This window comes from Nocardiopsis exhalans, from assembly GCF_024134545.1.
In the GTDB taxonomy this organism is placed as follows: domain Bacteria; phylum Actinomycetota; class Actinomycetes; order Streptosporangiales; family Streptosporangiaceae; genus Nocardiopsis; species Nocardiopsis exhalans.
In genome coordinates this window covers 722,236-741,323 of record NZ_CP099837.1, presented here as the reverse complement: position 1 = coordinate 741,323, position 19,088 = coordinate 722,236, and the positions used below count along the sequence as shown (strand labels likewise).

17 protein-coding genes are annotated in these 19,088 nt (G+C 69.3%); 5 read left to right on the top strand and 12 right to left on the bottom strand.

What is annotated here, in order from left to right; genetic code table 11:
• Nucleotides 1-75: 75 nt before the first annotated feature.
• From NE857_RS03240 to NE857_RS03220, 5 genes are read right to left on the bottom strand one after another with little or no spacing between them, the layout of a single operon-like run.
• A complete protein-coding gene (locus NE857_RS03240) occupies nt 76-1,044 on the bottom strand; it encodes an S-4TM family putative pore-forming effector (RefSeq protein ID WP_254419721.1) in 969 nt (322 codons plus the stop codon).
• Nucleotides 1,041-1,907, bottom strand: coding sequence for a CBASS oligonucleotide cyclase (locus NE857_RS03235; protein WP_254419720.1), 867 nt, complete (start codon nt 1,905-1,907; stop codon nt 1,041-1,043). Before NE857_RS03235 ends, NE857_RS03240 begins: the two co-directional genes overlap by 4 nt.
• A gap of 24 nt (nt 1,908-1,931) precedes the next feature.
• On the bottom strand, nt 1,932-2,435 hold the full coding sequence (locus tag NE857_RS03230) for a hypothetical protein (protein WP_254419719.1): 504 nt from the start codon (nt 2,433-2,435) through the stop codon (nt 1,932-1,934).
• The gene (locus tag NE857_RS03225; protein ID WP_254419718.1) at nt 2,432-2,854 is read right to left on the bottom strand and encodes a CBASS system Cap8 protein; all 423 of its coding nucleotides are present in this window, start codon (nt 2,852-2,854) and stop codon (nt 2,432-2,434) included. Before NE857_RS03225 ends, NE857_RS03230 begins: the two co-directional genes overlap by 4 nt.
• A gap of 43 nt (nt 2,855-2,897) precedes the next feature.
• On the bottom strand, nt 2,898-3,803 hold the full coding sequence (locus NE857_RS03220) for an AAA family ATPase (RefSeq protein WP_254419717.1): 906 nt from the start codon (nt 3,801-3,803) through the stop codon (nt 2,898-2,900).
• A 245-nt stretch (nt 3,804-4,048) separates the two neighbouring features.
• Between NE857_RS03220 and NE857_RS03215 the strand changes: the two genes are divergently transcribed.
• Both NE857_RS03215 and NE857_RS34450 read left to right on the top strand, forming a co-directional pair.
• Entirely contained in the window at nt 4,049-5,164 is a 1,116-nt protein-coding gene (locus tag NE857_RS03215) for a helix-turn-helix domain-containing protein (RefSeq protein ID WP_254419716.1), read from the top strand.
• A 709-nt stretch (nt 5,165-5,873) separates the two neighbouring features.
• Entirely contained in the window at nt 5,874-6,071 is a 198-nt protein-coding gene (locus NE857_RS34450) for a hypothetical protein (RefSeq protein ID WP_344011464.1), read from the top strand.
• Nucleotides 6,072-6,157: 86 nt separating this feature from the next.
• Here the strand turns inward: NE857_RS34450 and NE857_RS03210 are convergent, their stop codons facing one another.
• Genes NE857_RS03210 through NE857_RS03190 form a run of 5 tightly spaced genes read right to left on the bottom strand, consistent with a single transcriptional unit; the run spans nt 6,158 to nt 14,160 of the window.
• Nucleotides 6,158-7,030: a GNAT family N-acetyltransferase gene (locus NE857_RS03210; RefSeq protein WP_254419715.1), complete on the bottom strand. Its 873-nt coding sequence runs from the start codon at nt 7,028-7,030 to the stop codon at nt 6,158-6,160.
• Between the two features lie 36 nt (nt 7,031-7,066).
• Nucleotides 7,067-8,224: an acyl-CoA dehydrogenase family protein gene (locus NE857_RS03205; RefSeq protein WP_254419714.1), complete on the bottom strand. Its 1,158-nt coding sequence runs from the start codon at nt 8,222-8,224 to the stop codon at nt 7,067-7,069.
• Nucleotide 8,225: 1 nt separating this feature from the next.
• Nucleotides 8,226-8,987: a thioesterase II family protein gene (locus NE857_RS03200; RefSeq protein ID WP_254419713.1), complete on the bottom strand. Its 762-nt coding sequence runs from the start codon at nt 8,985-8,987 to the stop codon at nt 8,226-8,228.
• Complete coding sequence (locus NE857_RS03195; protein WP_254419712.1) at nt 8,981-10,633, bottom strand: GMC family oxidoreductase; 1,653 nt, start codon at nt 10,631-10,633, stop codon at nt 8,981-8,983. Before NE857_RS03195 ends, NE857_RS03200 begins: the two co-directional genes overlap by 7 nt.
• Nucleotides 10,630-14,160 (bottom strand): non-ribosomal peptide synthetase, encoded by a 3,531-nt coding sequence (locus NE857_RS03190; protein WP_254419711.1) that lies wholly within the window; start codon nt 14,158-14,160, stop codon nt 10,630-10,632. The genes NE857_RS03195 and NE857_RS03190 overlap by 4 nt, the downstream gene beginning before the upstream one ends.
• Before the next feature lie 189 nt (nt 14,161-14,349).
• Here NE857_RS03190 and NE857_RS03185 point away from each other — a divergent pair, with 189 nt between their 5' ends.
• Nucleotides 14,350-14,997, top strand: a complete 648-nt coding sequence (locus NE857_RS03185) for a flavoprotein (RefSeq protein ID WP_254419710.1) — start codon at nt 14,350-14,352, stop codon at nt 14,995-14,997.
• Complete coding sequence (locus NE857_RS03180) at nt 14,997-15,461, top strand: group II truncated hemoglobin (RefSeq protein ID WP_254419709.1); 465 nt, start codon at nt 14,997-14,999, stop codon at nt 15,459-15,461. The genes NE857_RS03185 and NE857_RS03180 overlap by 1 nt, the downstream gene beginning before the upstream one ends.
• Before the next feature lie 145 nt (nt 15,462-15,606).
• Here NE857_RS03180 and NE857_RS03175 read toward each other — a convergent pair whose 3' ends face one another.
• Nucleotides 15,607-17,091: an MFS transporter gene (locus NE857_RS03175; protein ID WP_254419708.1), complete on the bottom strand. Its 1,485-nt coding sequence runs from the start codon at nt 17,089-17,091 to the stop codon at nt 15,607-15,609.
• A gap of 65 nt (nt 17,092-17,156) precedes the next feature.
• The gene (locus NE857_RS03170) at nt 17,157-18,164 is read right to left on the bottom strand and encodes an NAD(P)/FAD-dependent oxidoreductase (protein ID WP_254419707.1); all 1,008 of its coding nucleotides are present in this window, start codon (nt 18,162-18,164) and stop codon (nt 17,157-17,159) included.
• Nucleotides 18,165-18,285: 121 nt separating this feature from the next.
• Between NE857_RS03170 and NE857_RS03165 the strand changes: the two genes are divergently transcribed.
• On the top strand, nt 18,286-18,912 hold the full coding sequence (locus NE857_RS03165) for a helix-turn-helix domain-containing protein (RefSeq protein WP_425572095.1): 627 nt from the start codon (nt 18,286-18,288) through the stop codon (nt 18,910-18,912).
• Nucleotides 18,913-19,088: the final 176 nt, after the last annotated feature.

Sequence of the window (19,088 nt, the reverse complement as noted above, 5' to 3'; positions counted from 1 at the left end):
GGGTGGCTTGAGCAATAGGCGTGGGCAAGGCTACGCCCTTGTAACAACCAACACAAAAATGTTCTCAGAATTATCCTAAGTAGGCGGAGATGTGTCTTGGGCGAGGCGGACACGGTGGCCTTCTGCAGTATCGCCGAAGTCGTGTTCGTCGTCATCGCGGAAGCGTTGGTAGAACCAGTTAGGTACTCGGGTGGGATCCAGGCGAGTGCGGAGTACGCCATCCTGCACGTTCCGTGCGACGTTTCGCAGGCGGTGCCATTCGTCGTCGGGGATGGGACCGGGGCGGCCGTTGTGTAGCTCGTTGTTGACGACCTTCGCGAGTCGGTCGCGTTCGTCGGCTACCCTGCGTTGGCCGGACCAGATCTCGTATGCGATCTGGTAGGCCGCCAGGGATGGGACGAAGAAGCTGAGGAGGGTATCGAGCAACGTGGCGTCCGCGATCACGAGACCGACAACTAGGCCAATGGTGGTCCACAGGATCGCGACGGTGGCGATGAAGTGGCTGTAGCGGCGGCGCAGACGAGCATCCCAGGCAAGATTCTGTTCCTGGGCGATGAATACGTCATAGGGATGGTGAACGTCGCTAGTGGGGTCGTACCAGCCCTCGATGATGTATTTGTCTTTCGCTCCGTCTCGGGGAAGCTTACGCGCGAGACGGCGGACGTCAGGTTCGGGGATAGGGTCGCCTGCCACGGTGGCGCGCCACGGCAAGTAGAAGAGAGCGGTGTCGAACATCTCCTGGAGCAGGGCACCCTGGCGGGCAGTGTTCCCGGCATAGCCCTTGAGCAGGAACGCGGAGACGACAAACCAGAAGAACCCGACGATCAAGACGACTGTCCGGCCGTCGCCGATCAGTGTGAACAGGACACCAGAGGCTGCGAGTGCGAGGGCGGCGGTGACGCGCCCGGCTTCGAGGAGTTGGCCTCGTTCGTGGCTTGCTGATGCGGCACGCTGCAGGAGCAGCATGTCGTCGTCGAGCTGGCGCTCATGGATGGCACGAGGCGGGATCCCGTGGACACCGCCGGGGTCGGTAGAGAGGTTCATGGCTTGGTCATCCGCTTCCCGAACAACTTCTTCCACTCGTCGTAGGCGGCGCGTTCCTGCTCCTCATCCTCCAGGTCGACCGCACGTTCTGCGATGGCTCGCGCCTGGTCCAGCGCGCTGGCCGCAGCGAGCGTTTGTGTCGTGTTCATGGCGGAGTTGACGTCACCACCCAGTCCAGCAGGATCAGACCATTCCTCGCCGATGCGTTCAGCGGCGGTGGCCAGGAACAGCACGATCTCGTCCTGATAGCGCCCAATTGGTGGCTTCACCAGTGCCTGGGCCATGACCTCCAGCAGGAAGGAGGGCTTCACGGGCTCGCCGAGTTCGCGATTGATGCCCTTGACCATCTTGACGAAGGGTACGAACTTGCCATCGCAGTCGGCGTTCTTGGCGATGCTCAGCTCGTGGTGGTGCTTGGGGTTGGTCGCAATCCATTCGCCCGCTGAGGGATCGGGAATGTAGTAGCCGCCGCCGTCGCGCTTGAACGCGGGGACTACGTCAATCGACATGACCTCGTCGTCGGAGCCGTAGGGGATAACGACGGCCATGCCATCGCTGCTTGCAGCGCTCCACTTCTGACGGAGCAGAGTCTCCAGGGCGTTGATCACCTGGATGGGGGCCTGGTTGCGGAAGCTGGCCTGGGAGCCGTTGGCGTCGATGACCACGAAGATGTCGATGTCCTTGAGCTTCTTCGTCTTGGTGTCACGCCGGTAGCTGCCAGTGAGAAAGTCGTCGGCGAGATCCCAGTACAACCGGACGAAGTCTCGGATGGCCTCGTGCCGTGCCTTCGCCAGCTTCTGCTCGGTCGGAGTGATCTCTAGGTTGTGTTTGAGGTTGGTGAAAGCGTCGTCGATATATCCCATAGAGGTGTATTCCTAATCGTCGTCTCAGTTGCCGTAGTACCGCATACCGGTCGAAGCGTGCGGAGCGGAGCCAAGGGTGCCGAAGCTGATTCCGCGCAGGCCGTCGATGCTTGCCCGCTGGCCCGGGCCCCAGCCTGGTTGTGGGGTGCGGGACCCGTTGAAGGTGCAGAACAGCCGGTAGGTGGTACCTGCGGGCACTTGGTCGAGCTTGGCGCGGAACCGTGCGGCTCGGGCACGGGAGGCGGTGAACTCAGCGTTGCCGTTACCGGAGGTGGTATAGGACACCGGGAACTCAATCACCGGTGCCACAGCGCCTGAGGGCTGATGGCACTCGAGGACGACCGTGTCGAGGGAGCCCTCCTCGATCCACGCCTTGATCGCGTTCTCGTTCCGCGTCCATTGGTGGTGCAGCCGATCCATGTTGATGCCCAGGTCGGCGAGGATGTCGGTGATGGTGCCGAGGATGACGTCGGTCAGGTGCGTGGCTGTGTGGGTCCGGGTGTAGCTGTAGGTATAGGTCGAGGTCATCGCTGAGTCACCGCCCGCCGCAGAGCCTCACGATCGATCAGCGGACCGGAGTTGGCGGCCTTCGTCTCCGGAGCGGGTGGGACAGCGTCAGACAGCCGGGCGTGCTTGTTCGCAGCTATCTTCACCTGCTCCTGGAGCGGAGCCGGGGACGGGAGGTAGATCATGAAGTCGTCGGCGCCAGCCGCGCCAGGAACAGGGTTGAGATTCTCGTCCAGCGTCAGCGCCGCCGTTCCGGATACCGTCGTGATCTCGCAGTGGACTTTGCCGGCTACCAGGATGATCGGGTGCTTGGCCAGGTGCCCTGCTGTGACCAGCATCCGCCCGACCGCCTCAGCGGCCGACATCGCCTGTACCGTCTCCTCGCGGGACAGCGCGGAGGACTGCTCCACAGTGTCCGCCAAGAGGTCCGCAATCACCACCCAGGTTCCGCTGGCGCTGCGCACGGGAGAGGCCGCCACCTGTCTAGTACGCCGCACGGGACACCTCCGGCTGGCCCGTCTCCGCGACGGCGTTGCGCACTGCGGCAGCCAGGTCGTCTTCGGTGAGGCTGCCAGGATCCAGCACCGTGTCCAGTCGCTGCGCCAGGGCTTCGAAGACCACCTTGCGCGTACGGCGGCCGTCCAGCCCGTGAGCTGCCTCGGCGATGCGGTCTATCGCCGAGGAGCGTGCCAGCACACCCAGGGATGGGTACTTGTCGGCAAGCGTCAGCAGCGTGGAGGTCAGGATCTCCCGCAACGCCTCCGGTTCGGGAAACGGGACGAGGATGGCGGCGTCAGATCGGGAGAGGAACGCCTCGTCCAGGGCGGTGGTGAAGTTGCTGGTCGCGATGAAGAACAGGTGCGGGTGCTCAGCGGCGTTGAGGTCCAAGGCGGTGAGCACCGCGTCGGTGGCGCGATGGACGTCGGCCGGGTTGGCGGCCAACGATGCCGCTGAGCGGGCGACCGCCATCGACTCGACCTCGTCGAGGATCACTACGGTCGGCATACCATCCGAGGCGAGACCGGGCACGTATTCGCCGAGCAGCTCACTGACCCGCTGCTGAGACTGCCCGTGCTCGGCCCTCATCAGCCCGTGCGGGTTGATCTCGATCCGCCGGACCGCACCTCCGGGTACGTAGCGGGCGATCTGCGCTGGCAGCCCCCGTGCCAGGGTGGTCTTGCCGGTACCGGGAGGACCGTAGAGCGTGCACAGCCCGTGCAACGCGGTCACCGCGAACGGCAGGTCAGGCCGAACGAGCAGCGACAGCATGGTCTGGTTGCGCAGCCGCTCCTTGATCGTCTGGGGCACCACGATGGCGTCCCACAGCGCGGTCTCCCCTGAGTCCGCGGTGATCACCTCGTCCGACAGCACACACTCCTGAACGGTCATCCCTTAACTCCACTCCCCCACCCATGACAGGCAGCCTCAGATTTGAACATCTTTTTCTCGATGTTGGGTACGTTACACGACGTAACAGTCATCCACGACGACACACTTCTCTCGGGCGTGTCCTGCTGGAACCCGGACAAGGTGACCGTCCGGTAACCAAGGTGTGCCTAAGATGCGAGCGGAGCAATCAAGATCGAGAGTCGTCCGCTGATCGGTGGACCTCGACTGGCGCGGAGACGAGCGACGTGAACAACCCGCAACTGGACCCCGGAGACATCGCAGCCCTGTTCGATCGCGCCAGGCTGCGCATGGCGCGCGAGCTTCGTGGGCTCACCCAGGTGCAGCTGGCCCGGGAAGTCGGCTCCGTCACCGCAGCCTCCATCAGCCAGTTCGAGAACGGACACACCAAACCCGCCACATCGACGCTTCTCCGGCTCGCGGTCGTGCTGCGGGTGCCTCCGTCGTTCTTCGCCGCTCCAGTCCGCCCCCCTGCCAAGGATCAGATCAACGGGTTCTTTCGCAGCCTTCGGTCCACATCTCCCCGAGATCGCCAACAAGCGCTCGCCTATGTGCATCTCGCGCGAGAACTCGCGCTCGAGCTCGAAAAACACGTCGCGTTGCCCGATCTCAACCTGCCACGCGTCCCAATCGAGGAAAATCATCCTCTTCAGCCCGCCGACATCGAACAAGCAGCAGCTCAGGTTCGTGCCCACTGGAACGTCCCACGCGGTCCAGTCCAAGATGTTGTACGACTGCTGGAAATTAATGGAATTATTGTCGTCCGCTTCCGCGTCAGCATCGAAAAGGTTGATGCATTCTGCGTCGACTTCCCGGACAGGCCCGTTGTTGCTCTCGGAGCCGACAAAGGCCTACGCGACCGCTCTCGTTTCGATGGGGCACACGAACTAGGCCACCTGGTCTTGCATGGTGTCACTGGAAAAATCGGCGACAAGGTCACTGAGAACCAAGCTCACGCGTTCGCCGCCGCGTTCCTCATGCCAGCCGACGACATCAAATCCGAGCTTCCAGCACGGCTCGATTGGCCTGCATTCCTCCGATTGAAGGCAAAATGGCACGTCTCGCTAGCCGCACTCCTGGTCAGGGCAAAAACGCTCGGCGTCATGAGTGAACACACATACGCACAGGGATGGAAAGCCTTGTCTGCCCGAGGATGGAGGAAAGTAGAGCCAGGTCCCCTGGGAAACCCAGAGGCTCCTGTACTCCTGCATCGCGCGCTAGAACTCATGGAGACAACCGGTGTCTCCTTTACCGATTTTATCAATAGTTCCGGACTTCCGGAATCCGATGTCCGAACTCTACTTAGCCGGGATATCAGTGAACGACCACGGGTGGAATTCTGACCTATTGATCAGGGAACTCATGGAATTCTCGCTCCATGGCTGCCCCGTCGGCAAGCCACACTGGTAAATTGGATTAGATCGATTTTGGTTCCTGGAGAGCCGCCCCACCACCTCGAGCACCCAGCGGATTTTGACCGTGCCCCGGCCCTCCCCGAATTGGCTCCGTTGTGGCTCCGGTGTTTCGGAACCCCCTGGTCTGCGGTGGTCCTCCGTGGTCTCCGGTGGCACGACACCGCCCGGGCAAGCCGGAACGAAACATCACATAGCGTGGCGAAATACCCGCCATCCCGCCGACTTTTAATCCGCGGGTTCAGGGTTCGATCCCCTGGGGCCCTACCAATAAAACCCCAGGTCAGAGCGTGTTTATCACCGCTCGGGCCTGGGGTTTTCGTGCGTCCCTGGTCTGGTGTCGGCTCCGTGTACGCTCCGCCGACTCGCCGGTGTACACCTCGCGGAGGCAGGACCGGGGAGGCACGTGTGTCACTGGAGGGTGAGTACGACGTGGCCGCGCCTTCCTCTGAACGCGGTCCTCGCGCGGCGTCGGCCGAACAACCGCGTCCGCACAAGGGCGGCTGGACGGAACAGCGAAAACCGTACGCGTACCCTGCTGAGCGAGGGAGGCCGCGGCTTTCACGGCGATGCGTTCTGCGCTCGATCCAACTCTCGTGGCGTGCCTCCGTGCCCCCAGTAGACAGTGATGTTGAGGGCCATGGAAAAGCCGCTCGGGAAAGACTCGTTCTCGTTGCTGTACAGGACAGGGTTCCGTATCAACTACGCGCTTTTGCACGTCATGGGCCCGGCGGCCCTGACCCCCGAGACCGACCCGCGGATCCGCGCGAAGAAGGAGTACGAGCGTCGGCGCGAACTCCACCGGGCCTGGAAAGCTCACCCCCCCCGGTCCGGGTAGCGCGTCCGGGGACGAGGCGTTCACTGACGGCGAGCCCCTGACCGGCCGGGGCCCTTCGGCCGGGCAGGCTCTCACGCTGTCGGTTCCTAGCCCAGTTCCAGGGATGTCCCGGCGAACACCCGTTCCGTTCGGTAAGGCGGGACCGGGCCCGTGTACATGCGGATCGTGTGGAAGCGAGCTTCCAATCCGCGTGAGGTCAGCAGGGCCGCCGACGCGGACTGCGGCTCGGGGATGTCCAGGGACACCTCCTCATCCGGCTCCAGGTGACCGACGAGGCTGTCGAACAGTGCCTCGGCGTCCTGGGGTGTGTCCGCGAACAGTGGGCCGATGCGGTGGCCGTGGCCTGCCGGGCGGAGGACCCCGTAGCCGGTGATCCGGCCCTCCCGTAGCCGGGTGTAGGCGATGCGGCCGGGTGCGGTGAGCCAGCGGGCGACGAAGCCGCTCCGGTCGGCGGGGAAGCACTCGCGGTCGTACGCGCTCAGGGCTGTGACGTGGTCGGGGGTGACGCGCACCGTGTCGGGGACAGCCTTCGTGCGTGTGGGCACCCCGGAGTAGTGGACGGTGTCGTGCGACGCCTTGAAGCCGGACCTCTCGTAGTTGGCCCGCTGTTCGGGCATGGCGTCCAGGCCGACGGTGCGGGTCCCGGCGTGCGGGAAGGCCGCACGCCAGGTCGCCAGTCCGTAGCCCCGGCCGCGGAACTCCGGGTCGGTCAGGTAGTGGCCGAGTACGGCGTAGTGCTCCGAGTAGTTGACGATCGAGACCGCGGCGACCGGCCGGTCGCCGAGGCGGCCGATGAAGAAGCCGTCGGGGTCGGTGGGGTGGAAGCAGGCGACGTCGCCGTGGCCGACGTTCCACCCCTCGCCATCAGCCCACTCGGCCACTCGGTACCAGTCCTCCAGTGCGGCGGTGGTGACGGCGAGGGCGGGGGTAGAGCCGGTGGTTTCACCATGGTTGTTCATGGGTCGGTGCGTCCCTTCTGGTGGGGGGTGGGGGGGTCACAGGCCGAGGGAGCGCCCGATCAGTTCCTTCATGATTTCCGTGGTGCCGCCGTAGATGGTCTGGACGCGGCTGTTGACCCACTCCCTGGAGATCGGGCTCTCCTTGAGGTAGCCGTATCCCCCGTGCAGTTGCAGGGCCCTGTTAGCCACGTCGACCTGGAGTTCCGTGGTCCACCACTTGGCCTTCGCGGCGTCGGCCGCTGACAGTCGGCGCGCGTTGAGTTCGGTGACGCAGTGGTCGAGGAAGACCCGGGCGATGGTGACCTCGGTGTCCATGGTCGCCAGCTGGAACCGGTTGTGCTGGAAGCTCCCGATGGGCTGTCCGAACGCGTGGCGCCGGCGCGCGTACTCCAGGACGTCCTCCAGCATCCGCTCGCAGGCGGCGACCGCGACCGTGGCGATGCTCAGCCTCTCGCGGGGCAGACCGCCCATGAGGTAGGCCATCCCCGCGTTCTCCTTGCCGACCAGGTTGCCCTCGGGGACACGGCAGTCATCGAAGAACAGCTCGCACGTGTCGCTGGCCTGCCAGCCGAGCTTCTCCATTCGGGGGCCTCGGGAGAAGCCGGGCGTATCGCGCTCCACGACCAGCAGGCTCAGTCCGCTCCCGCCGCGCTGCGGCGCGGTCCGCGCCGCCACCAGGACGAGGTCGGCGTTCTCGCCGTTGGTGATGAAGGTCTTCTGCCCGTTGAGGACGTAGCTGTCGCCGTCCCGCACGGCCGTGGTGCGGATGTCGGCCACGTTGGAGCCGGTCTCCGGCTCGCTCATCGCGATCGCGGCGACGAGCTCCCCCGAGCACAGTCCGGGCAGCCAGCGCTGGCGCTGCTCGGGTGTGGTCCGGGTGGCCAGGTACGAGGAGACGATGTCGTTGTGGGCGACGAAGCCGGGCGCGGTCACCCGTGCCCTGATGAGCTCCTCCGCGAGGATCGCGTGGAACCGGAAGTCCGGCTCGCCCCCGCCGCCGTACTCGACCGGCGCGTCCATGCCGAGGAGACCGGCCGCTCCGGCCCTGCGCCACAGGTCGCGGTCGACGATCCCGTCCTTCTCCCACTGGTCGTGGTAGGGGACGGCCTCCCGTTCGAGGAACGTGCGGGCCATCTTCCGGAAGTCCTCGTGCTCCGCCGTGAGGAGCGACGTCGTATCCGATGGTTCGCGCATGTCAGCGCACCTCTTCCCGTGTGGTGTCCTCGGCGGCCAGGGCGAGGACCTGCTCCGGTTCCCGGATCGCGGCGAAGTGGCCGCCGGGGATCTCGACCCTGCGGCTCGCCGCGTCGCTGTGCTCCGCCCACCCCCACATGTGTTCGGGTTTCACGTGGGCGTCGTCCCGTGCGGCGACGAGGGTGAGCGGGAAGGGAACCCGCAGGGAGGCCACCCGGTGGAACTGGCGCCGGATCTCCTCGTCCTCGCGCATCATCCCGATCAGGAGCCGCGCCATCGTGCCGTTGGACAGCAGTCCGGGCGCGGTGCCCCCGTCGGCGACCATCTTGGCCAGCAGTTCCTCGTCGTTCAGCGACCCGATGACGTCGGGCGGTTGGAGTCGCGGGGGCAGCGCGGCCGACAGCACGGCGCACACGGGCTCCTGCCCCGCCTCCTGTGCCACGGTGGCGCCCACGGACAGGCTGAGCGTCGCGCCGAAGCTGTGCCCGAAGGTCGCGTAGCGCAGGTCGGGCCGCTCCTCCCGTGCCTTGACCAGGTCGGCCGCGACGTGGTCGGCCATGGAGCTGACCAGCTCCGGGTAGTCGGTGATCCTCGGTTCCCGGGTCCGCGGCCCCCGCCCCGGCTGGTCGACGCCCACGATTTCCAGCGGTGTGCCCCGCGGGGCCCGCCAGGACCGGTACACCAGCGAGCTGGCCCCGGCGTGTGGGAAGCAGTAGAGCCGCAGCGGCGGCCTCTCGTGGTTCACCGGCATGGGGTTCAGCACCGTTTCCCCTCCTTGAAGTCGGTGACGGCGTCGTCGGCGATGCGCTCGGCCAGCATGAGCGTGGTCAGGTTGGTGGGCACGCTCGGTACCGACGGGAAGACCGACGCGTCCACCACCCGCAGACCCGCCAGTCCGTGCACCCGGCCGCGCTGGTCCACGACGGACATCGGGTCGGACGCCGGTCCCATCCGGGCCGAGCCGGCCGCGTGCCAGCCGGGGTTCATGATGTTCCGTACGCCGTTGCGGAGGACGACCTCGTTGTCGATCATCCGGTCGGTCCAGAACTGGGTCCGCTCCAGCCGGTTCCCGATGCCCGGGGCCCGCAGCAGGCCCCAGGCCCTGCGGACGCCGTACATGAGCCGGTCGACGTCCGCCTCCACGGTGCCCAGGCCCAGTTCGATGACGGGTGAGGAGTCCGGGTCGGCGCTCTCGGCGAAGACCCGGCCGCGTGACTCCGGGCGCAACAGCATCACCGACAGGCCCACCACCATCGGCCAGCCGAGCCGGTCCACGAACCCGGGGATGGTCGTGGTCTCCACGTTGTTGAGCAGCCCCACCTGGACGTCGGTGTCGTCGTCGTACCCGCTGGGCATACGCGCCGCGATCTGCCGCCAGGGCAGGCCGGGCTCGCACACGCCCGGCTTGGGCAGGGACCAGATGACGACCGACGGGTGGTCGGCCAGGTTCTCGCCCACCCCGGGCAGGTCCGCCACCGGGGCGACGCCCAGGGCGGCCGACAGGCGGGCCGCGCCCACACCCGAGCGCTGGAGGACGACCGGCGTGCCGATGGCTCCCGCGCACAGGACGACGTTCCCGGCCCGGACGGAGGAGCGCTGGCCGTCGTCCCGCAGGAGTTCGGCACCGACCGCGCGCCGCCCCTCGAACAGCACCCGGGTGACCCGGCAGCCGGTCCGCACCTCAAGGTCGGGCAGGCGCCGCGCCTCGGTGAGGTAGGCGGTCGCCGCGTCGACGCGTTCGCCGTCCCTGGTGTTGGCCGGGACCGGGCCGACCCCGCGCTCGCGGCCGCCGTTGAGGTCGGGCAGGTCGCGGACGCCGGTGCGGCGGCACTCGTCGCGGAACGCGGTCTCCAGTTCGTGCAGCTGCTCGGGTCCGGGTCTGCGGACGGGCACCGGGCCGTGTCCGCCGTGCGCGTCGTCGGCCGGGAAGTCGGCGTCCCGTTCGATCCGCCGGAAGTACGGCAGGACCCGCTCCCAGGTCCAGTCCGGGTTGCCGCGTGCGGCCCAGTCGTCGAAGTCCCTCGGCAGCGGGCGCAGCGCGATCGCGCCGTTCACCGCGGACGAGCCGCCCACGACCTTGCCCAGCTGGTAGGGGAACCGGTTCCACAGGGCGCGGGACCGCCGCCCTTCGCCTTCGTCAGCGCCGTTCCCACCGCTCCCGCCGTCCCTGTTCAGCAGGTCCTCCAGCCGGGTGCTGGAGCGGAGGTTGGCCCGGTGGTCCCAGTTGAAGCCCTCCAGGATGAGGCGGCTGGCGTCCCGCAGGGGGTTGCTCTCCGCTCCCCCGGCGGGCTGTTCGCCGCCCGCCTCCACCAGGAGCACCCGCGCTCCGGCGGCGGCCAGCCGGGCCGCCGTCACCGAACCGGCCGAACCCGCGCCCACCACCAGGTGGTCCCACTCGGTGCCGCTCATGCCACCTGCCCCTCCGGCTCGCGCTGCTCCTCGGACTCGCACTGCTCCTCGGACTCGCGCTGCCCCTCCGGCTCGCGCTGCCCCTCGAAGGAGGCGATGATCCCGGCGAAGTCCGTGACCGTGGCGTTCATGAACAGCCCCTCGATCACCTCCTGTTCGGCGTCGGCGTCGATGCCGAAGTCGGCGCGCAGCCGGGCGATGATCCGCACCGCGTGCATCGAGTCGCCGCCGACGTCGAAGAAGCCGTCCTCGGTGCCGAAGTCGCCGTGCCCGAGCGTCTCCGCCCACAGCGCGAACAGCCGTTCCTCGATCCCTCCGCTCGGCGTGGTCCGGCCCTGGGCCCCTCCGTCGTCGTCGCTCCACGGAGCGGGAAGCGCGGCCCGGTCGAGCTTGCCGTTGGGCGTCAGCGGCAGGGCGTCGAGGGTGAGGTAGTGCGAGGGCACCATGTACCCGGGCAGGACCGCCTCCAGCCCGGTGCGCAGCGCGACCGGTTCGAGCACGGCGGGGTCGTCGCCCACGACGTAGGCGGTGATCTGCCGCTGTCCGGTCCTGGGGTGGGCTGGCGCGGTGACCATCGTCTGCCGCATGCCCGGCAACCGGCCGAGCGCCGCCTCGATCTCACCGAGCTCGACCCGGTAGCCGTTGATCTTCACCTGGAAGTCCTCGCGGCCCAGGATCTCGATGTCCCCGCCGGGCAGGTACCGGCCCAGGTCACCGGTCCGGTACAGCCGTTCGCCGGTGGCCGGGTGGACGATGAACCGCTCGTCCGTGCGTTCGGGGTCGGACCAGTAGCCCTGCGCGACACCCACGCCACCGATGTAGATGTCGCCGGTGACCCCGGCCGGGGAGGGCTCCAGCCACCCGTTGAGGACGTGCAGGGTCTGGTTGGCCAGCGGCTTTCCGTACGGGATGCTCGACCACTCGGCCGGGACCTCGCCGATGGGATGACAGACGGACCAGATCGAGCCCTCCGTGGCGCCGCCCAGGCTGATCACCCGCGTCCCGGGCACGCGCCGCCGGATCTGGTCGGGTAGGGAGACCGGGATCCAGTCGCCGCTCAGCAGGGCGAGGCGTAGCGTGCGCCCGGGCCCGGAACCATCCTGAGACGGGGTGCCCTCCTGGGGCCCGGAGCTCCCCTGCTGAGGGCCGGGTCCCTCCCCCGGCCCGGAGGCGTCGGCGAGGGACTCCGTCCACAGCCGCATCGGTGCGGGCACGCTGTTCCAGAGGGTGACGCCGTGCCGGTCGATCAGCTCCGTCCAGTGGGCGACGTCGTTGCCGCGCCCGGCGGACGGCACGACCACGGTGCCCCCGGCCCCCAGTACGCCGAAGAAGTCGTACACGGACAGGTCGAAGCCGGCCGGGGCGAGTGCGAGGACGCGGTCCCGTTCGGTCACCTCGAAGCGCCGGTTGATGTCCTGGACGGTGTTGGCGGCGCTCTCGTGCGTGATCATCACCCCCTTGGGTTCACCCGTGGACCCGGACGTGAAGATCACGTACGCCAGGTCCCCGTACCCCTGCGGGCTGTTCAGCGGCCCCGCACCGCACCGCCCGGTGGCCGGGTCCTCGGGGGTGATGACCTCGACGCCGTCCGGCCAGGCGAGGGTGTCGCGCAGGTCGGCGTCGGTGATCACGGCCCTGGACCGGCAGCGGAGCAGCAGCGTGTGGCGGCGCTCCTCGGGCAGCTCGGGGTCGATGGCGACGTACGCGGCGCCCGCGTGCAGTACGCCCAGCAGCGCGGAGATCTGCGCGGCGCCGGGCCGCATGGAGACGGCCACCAGCGTGTTCGGGTCGGCGCAGTCGTGGGCGCGCAGCCGCCGTGCGATCCGGTGCGCGTCCGCGGTGAGCTCCCGGTACGTGGTCTCGACGCCGTCGGCGATCACGGCGACGGCGTCCGGGCGGCGCTCGGCGGCCTCCGCCACCAGGTCGTGGAGGCGGCGCGGCGGGATGTCCTGGGTGGTCGCGTTGGCTTCCCGGCGCTCCGCCAACTGTGTCTCCGGCACGGGTACGAGGCCGCCGGTCCGGTCCCACGCCGCCGTGTCGTCGACCAGTCGGTCCAGCAAGTCGCGGTAGGCGTCGAACATGGCGTCCAGGGTGCCCTCGGGGAACAGCTCCTCCACCGCGTTCCAGTTGACGGTGAGGGCGCCGCCCTCCTCGAAGATCTGGTTCTCCAACCACACCTGGGGGGTCTGGCTGGCACCGTGCACCAGCTCCCCGAACGCGCTCAGCGGGTCGCCCTTGGTACCTGCGGTGTCCCCGTCGAGGGTGTTGGTGAAGACCACCGGCATGGACGCGGTGCGCCCGTCGCCCTGGTGGCGGGTGAGCTCGCGCAGGACCCGGACCCCGCCGTAGGAGGAGTGTGCGAGGTCGGCGAGCAGGCGGCGCTGCACCCCGGCGGCCCGTTCCCCGAAGGACTCGTCCGCGCGGCCCCGGACCGCGAGCAGGTGCGGGGAGAGGAAGTTGCCGACGATCTGGTCCACCTGCGGGTGCAGCGGCAGCCGGTGGAACCGCGTGAGCGTGACGGTGAACTCGTGCCGGCGGGACCAGGTGCGCAGCACCTCGCAGTAGGCGGCGAGCAGCAGCGCCGACGGGGTGAGGCCGTGGCGGCGCGCGGTGGCGGACAGGGCGGCCCAGCGTTCGCGTGGCAGGACCGCGCGGCGCCGCGCGAAGGCGGGGCGGCCGATCTGCTCGGGAGCGGCGGCCAACGGCAGGTCGGGGGCCGGGGGCAGATCGTCCAGGCGCGAGAGCCAGTACTGGGCCGCGCGGGCGCCCGGGGCGCCGTCGCGCAGCTCGTTCTCGGCCAGGACGTAGTCGCGGAACGAGAGGTCGAGCGGGGCGGGTGACCAGGTGGGGTCGTCGTAGAAGCGCCGCCACTCGGTGAGCAGGAGCAGGAGGCTGCGGGCGTCGACGAAGAGCAGGTCGACGCTGAGGTGCAGCCGGGTGCGGTTCCCCGGCAGGTGGGTGGCCCGGACGTCGAACAGCGGCCACTGGTCGGCGGGCAGCACCTGGTCGTCGAGCTCGGCGCGGATGCGCTCCAGGGCCTCGTCCCGCTCGGCGTCGTCGGTGTCCCGCAGATCGGTGGTGGCGATGGTGTAGGGGGTCACCTCGGCCAGGGCGTGCTGGGTCCCGTCGGAGTCGACCACGGTGCGCAGCATGTCGTGCCGCGCGACCACCCGGTCGAGGGCGGCGGACAGGCGGGGGACGTCCAGGGCCGGGCCGTCGAACTCGAAGGAGAAGTGGCTGGACACCCCGCCGAGTTCCAGGCCCCGGGTGCGGCCGATCAGGTAGCCCTGCTGGATGTCGGTGAGCGGGAACGCGTCGAGGCGGTCCCGCGTACGCGGCCGCAGGCGCGGTAGATCCCGGGGGTGGGGGTTTCCCTGGAGCAGGGAGACCAGCCGGTCGTGGTGGGTGGCGATCTCCTCGCGCAGGTGCGCCGGTAGGGAGCCGTCCGGAGCGTCGGTGTCGAGGCGATCACCATCGAAGCGCAGGCCGACACCGCGGTTCAGCAATTCGACAACAAGTTCTTCCATGAATTCCAGCCCTCTCTTCACGGCGTGCGCCGAGGCAACTGGTCCGAGAATCCGGGACGGCCCCGCCGGGCCTCAATACGGTGCGACCGAAGAACCGACCGAAGTATCACCGCGGTCCGACCGAAGGGCCGTGAAATCACCGAAACAACGGTGTTGACATGGGAAAAAGCCGCTCCCATGATTTCAGCCATGGAAAAGAAGAGAACCCCGCCGAAGAGCCCTCCGCCGAAGAACCCTCCGGAACAAAGCGGAAAACGCGTCCTCGTCGCCGCCACCGGTTCCATCGCCACACCGAACCTGCCGGCGTATCTCGGCGGTCTGCGCGAGCGCCTCGGCGGCACCTACACCGTGCTGCTGACGCCGACCGCCGCGTCGTTCCTGCCGCCCGAGACGGCGGCGCTCTTCGCCGAGCGGGTGGTGAGCGGGGAGTCGCCCGAGAACTGGCCGACCGACAAGCCGTCCCGTCTGGTCGCCGACCACGACGTCCTCGTGGTGCTGCCCGCCACGGCGAACACGCTCGCCGTGGCCGCCGCCGGGGCGGCCCCCAACCGCCTCGGCACAGTGATCCTCTCGGCCGACTTCCCGGTCGTGTTCTTCCCGGTCATGGGCGCCCTGATGTGGGAGAAAGCCGCCGTCCAACGGAACGTCGCCCAGCTGCGCGAGGACGGCCACCTGGTCCCGGAGCCGGTCTGGCACGAGGGGTTCGACCCCGGCACGGGCCGCCGCTCCAACCATCCGTCGCTGCCCTCCCCCGAGCAGGCGGCCGAGGTCGTGGGCGAGCTGCTGACCGTGCCGCGAGGAAACCGGGGAAACCACTGCCGACCGGAGGTGTCGTGATGTCGGAAACGGTCCCGACGATGTACGAGTGGGCCGGCGGCGCCGAGGCGCTGGGACGGCTCACCGAGGAGTTCTACCGGAGGGTGCGCGAGGACGAACTCCTCGCCCCGATCTTCCAGTACATGACCGACGACCATCCACAACACGTCGCGATCTGGCTCGGCGAGGTCTTCGGCGGCCCCAAAACCTACACCGAGGAACTCGGCGGTTTCCGGCGGATGCTGAAAAGCCATCGGGGTCGGGAAATCCAGCCGGAACAACGGAAGCGCTGGGTGAAACTGATGTTGGAGGCCGCGGACGAGGTGGGCCTGCCCGCAGATCCGGAATTCCGATCCGCGTTCGTCGCCTATATCGAATGGGGTTCGCGGCGGGCGATGGCCAATTCACGGCCGGAGGCGCCGCCGTCGCGACGGGAGAGCGTGCCGGTCTGGGGCTGGGGGCAGGCCCCGCCCGGTATGCCCTAGCCGGTCCGCCCTAGCCGGTACACCCCGGCCGGTCTGCACCGGCGCCGTGGGCGAAAGAGTGGCGGGCGGAAGGGCATGACAGGACACCGGGCGTGCCGCGTCCGCCGGGTAAGGCACGCCCGGTGTCGTCTCTGGGTCCCCGCCGCTAGGAGACGGGGCGGCGTCGGATCGCCACCGCCGCCAGGATCGCGACGAGCAGGTAGACGGCGGCACCGGCCCCGAAGGCCCAGGCGTAGCCGACCACCACCTCGGCCTGCGCCGCGGCCACCGCCATGAGCGCGGCCAACCCGACCGTGGGCCCGAGCTCCATCGCGGTGTTCATCACGCCGCCCGCCAGTCCGGCCTGGTGCTGGGGCACGTTCGCGGTGCTCAGCACCGCCGATCCGGAGAAGATGAAGGTGGCGCCCACCGGCAGCAGGATCACGCCGGGCAGCAGGGTCAGGGCGAACGAGCCGTCGGGGCTGACCCCGGTGAGCAGCGCGAGTCCCGCGGCGCCGATGACGAGCCCCGCGACAGTGACCGGACCGGCACCGTACCGGCCCACCAGCCGCCCGGACAGCAGGTTGGTCGCGATCAGCGCGACGGTGAACGGGACGAACGCGCCGGTCGTGGCCAGCGCGGACCAACCCATCTGCTGCTGGAGGTGGAGCGAGAGCAAGAAGGTCACCAGCGCCACGCCCGCCGCGGCCAGGAAGATCCCGAAGAGCCCCACCAGGCGGCGCGGCTCCACGACGAAGCCGGGCGGCAGCAGCGGGTCGCGCACCCGCCGCTCGACCATCAGGAACGCGGCGAGCAGCACGAGGCCGACGACGATGGGAGCCAGGACCTGGGCCGATCCCCACGGGTGGTCGCCGCTGAGGATCAGACCGTAGCTGCCGATCGAGATGCCCAGCGTGGCGAGAACGGCACCGGCCGGGTCGAGACCGGGCCGGTCCCGCGTCCCACGGGCGGGGTCGGCGGGCAGGAGCCGCCGGGTCACCGCGAGACCCAGGGCGGCCACCAGCACCGGAACGGCGAAGATCCAGCGCCAGGACACCCAGGCGGCGACGGCGCCGGAGATCAGGGTTCCAGCGGCTCCGCCGAGTACGGACACCCCGCCCCAGACCGCCATGGCCCGGCCGAAGGCGATCGGATCGGGGAAGACCGCGCGCAGCACGGCCAGGGCCGCCGGGGCCGTCATCGCCGCGCCCACGCCCTGGCAGAACCGCACCGCGACCAGCGCCTCGAAGGTGGGCGCGAACGCGGCGGTCATGGAGGCCAGACCGAAGAGCAGCAGCCCGGCCACGAACATCAGCCGCCCGCCGTAGCGGTCGGTGAGGCGGCCCCCGAAGAGCAGGAGCCCGCTGAAGGGCAACCCGTAGGCGGCGTTGATCAGGACCAGGTCCGCCGCGCTCAGGCCGAACTCGCGCGCGATGTGGGGCAGCGGCACGGAGATCAGCGTGATGGTGAAGATCAGCGTCGCCTGGACGACGGCGAGCATCGTGAACGCGAGCCTGGCCCGCGGGCTGAGGGCGCTGCCCGGTTCCCGGCCCGGTGGCCCGGACGCCGAGGCCGACGCGGCGGGCCCGGAAGCGGCGGCCTTAGGGGAGAGGGCGGGGTCGACCGGGGGTTGTTGTGCGGTGTGGTCCATAGGGGGTCTCCTTGTCGACCGCGGGCGCCTTGGCGGCCGGGGGCGGCCTGGGTGGGTTCGGCGGGTCAGTACTCGTCGCCGGGCCGGACCCCGGTCAGCTCCTTGACCATCCGGTGATCCTGGACGGCCTGTTCGACGTCCTCACCGACCAGGTCGTGGTTGATGGCGAACGCGGCGGCGGAACCCGCCCCGGCCGCGCTCACCACGAGCGCCCGGGGATCCACGACGTTGCCCACCGCCCACACGCCGGGCACGCTGGTGCGGCCGGTGCGGTCGGTGGCGACCCAGCCGTTGTCGCCCCGCTCGCAGCCCAGCGCGGTGAGCAGGCCGTCGCGAGGCACCATCCGCGGCACGAGGAACAGCGCGTGGCAGGGCACGCAACTACCCTCGGCCAGTTGGACCCCGCGCAGGCGGTCGCCCTCCACCAGGAGCCGCTCCACGGTGCCGTCGACGACCGTCACCCCGCGCGCGTCCAGGGCCTCGCGGTCCTCCCCGGTGATCTCCAGCGTGTGCCGGAACAGCACGACGTCCTCGGACCACTGGCGTATCAGCAGCGCGTGCCGGACGGCTGCGGGCTGGGTGCCGAGCACACCGAGCGTCTGCTCGCGCACCTCGTACCCGTGGCAGTAAGGGCAGTGGAGCAGGTCCCTGCCCCAGCGGTCCGCCACCCCGGGGATGTCCGGAAGTTCGTCGCGCAGCCCGGTGGCCACCACCACCCGGCGGGCGGCCAGCACCACGCCGTCGGCCAGCCGCACGGTGAAGACGGGCGCACCCTCCTCGAAGATCCGAGCCACCTCCTCGACCTCGCCGTCGAGGAACTCGACGCCGTATCCGGCGGCTTCGGCCCGTCCGGTCTCCAGCAGCTCCGCGGGGGGCATGCCGTCCCGGGACAGGAACCCCTGCATGTGGGCGGCGGGCGCGTTGCGCGGCGCCCCGGAGTCCACGACCGCCACCCGGCGCCGCGACCGGGCCAGGACCAGGGCCGCGTTGAGGCCGCCCGCCCCCGCCCCGATCACCACGACGTCGAACTCGGTCCCGTACGTGGGCCCGTTCCGCGAACCGCTCTCGAACATGTCCGTCCCTCTCCTGCCGCCAGCACCGCGTACCGCGATCTTCCGAGCACAGAATGCGAGCGGGGCCCGGGGCTCGCAATTTTTGTTGCCGTTTCCGCAACGGGCCGGTGGAATGGGCGGCATGGAAACCTCACCCGCCATCGCCCAGGTCCTCAACGAGGTCGGCCCCCGACTACGGCGGCTGCGCATGCGGCGCGGCGTGTCCCTCACCGCCGTCGCCGAGGCCACCGGTATCTCCAAGAGCACGCTGTCCCGGCTGGAGTCGGGGCAGCGCCGTCCCAGCCTGGAGCTGCTGCTGCCCATCGCCCAGGCCCACCAGGTACCCCTGGAGGAACTGGTCGGCGCTCCGGAGGTCGGCGACCCCCGGGTCCGGCCCATCCCCAGGAGCGTCAACGGGAACACGGTGCTGCCGCTGACCCGTCAGGCCGGGCCGCTCCAGGCGTTCAAGATGGTGCTTCCCCAGACCCGGAACACCCCCGAGTTGTGCACCCACGAGGGCTACGAGTGGCTGTACGTGCTCTCCGGCAGCCTGCGGCTGCTCCTCGCCGACCACGACCTCGTGCTGGAGGCGGGCGAGGCCGCCGAGTTCGACACCCGGCTGCCGCACTGGTTCGGCAGCACCGGGGAGGGCCCCGTGGAGGTCCTCAGCCTGTTCGGGCGCCAGGGGGAGCGCATTCACGTGCGGGCCCGGCCCCGGCCCCGGGCCCGGAACAGGAACGACGAGGCCGACCGCGCCGACGGGGAATGAGAACCCGAAATACGATCACCCCGAAGAATCAACCAGGGTGACAGTTCTACCGGCGACCACCGGCCACACCGTCAACGGCGCGGAAGCCCCGGGATGTTAGTGTCCGGACTGCACAGGTACGGCGTTCCGACATACCGGGGAGAGCGACCCCGGGAACGGGAAGGAGCGGCGGCGGT

Excerpts from the sequence above, each read along its gene's own strand:
- NE857_RS03240 (WP_254419721.1), bottom strand. The coding sequence starts at position 1,044 with ATGAACCTCTCTACCGACCCCGGCGGTGTCCACGGGATCCCGCCTCGT.
- NE857_RS03205 (WP_254419714.1), bottom strand. The coding sequence starts at position 8,224 with ATGCGCGAACCATCGGATACGACGTCGCTCCTCACGGCGGAGCACGAG.
- NE857_RS03170 (WP_254419707.1), bottom strand. The coding sequence starts at position 18,164 with ATGTTCGAGAGCGGTTCGCGGAACGGGCCCACGTACGGGACCGAGTTC.
- NE857_RS03180 (WP_254419709.1), top strand. The coding sequence starts at position 14,997 with ATGTCGGAAACGGTCCCGACGATGTACGAGTGGGCCGGCGGCGCCGAG.
- NE857_RS03230 (WP_254419719.1), bottom strand. The coding sequence starts at position 2,435 with ATGACCTCGACCTATACCTACAGCTACACCCGGACCCACACAGCCACG.
- NE857_RS03175 (WP_254419708.1), bottom strand. The coding sequence starts at position 17,091 with ATGGACCACACCGCACAACAACCCCCGGTCGACCCCGCCCTCTCCCCT.
- NE857_RS03195 (WP_254419712.1), bottom strand. The coding sequence starts at position 10,633 with ATGAGCGGCACCGAGTGGGACCACCTGGTGGTGGGCGCGGGTTCGGCC.
- NE857_RS03165 (WP_425572095.1), top strand. The coding sequence starts at position 18,286 with ATGGAAACCTCACCCGCCATCGCCCAGGTCCTCAACGAGGTCGGCCCC.
- NE857_RS03210 (WP_254419715.1), bottom strand. The coding sequence starts at position 7,030 with ATGAACAACCATGGTGAAACCACCGGCTCTACCCCCGCCCTCGCCGTC.
- NE857_RS03220 (WP_254419717.1), bottom strand. The coding sequence starts at position 3,803 with ATGACCGTTCAGGAGTGTGTGCTGTCGGACGAGGTGATCACCGCGGAC.
- NE857_RS03190 (WP_254419711.1), bottom strand. The coding sequence starts at position 14,160 with ATGGAAGAACTTGTTGTCGAATTGCTGAACCGCGGTGTCGGCCTGCGC.
- NE857_RS03235 (WP_254419720.1), bottom strand. The coding sequence starts at position 1,907 with ATGGGATATATCGACGACGCTTTCACCAACCTCAAACACAACCTAGAG.
- NE857_RS34450 (WP_344011464.1), top strand. The coding sequence starts at position 5,874 with ATGGAAAAGCCGCTCGGGAAAGACTCGTTCTCGTTGCTGTACAGGACA.
- NE857_RS03185 (WP_254419710.1), top strand. The coding sequence starts at position 14,350 with ATGGAAAAGAAGAGAACCCCGCCGAAGAGCCCTCCGCCGAAGAACCCT.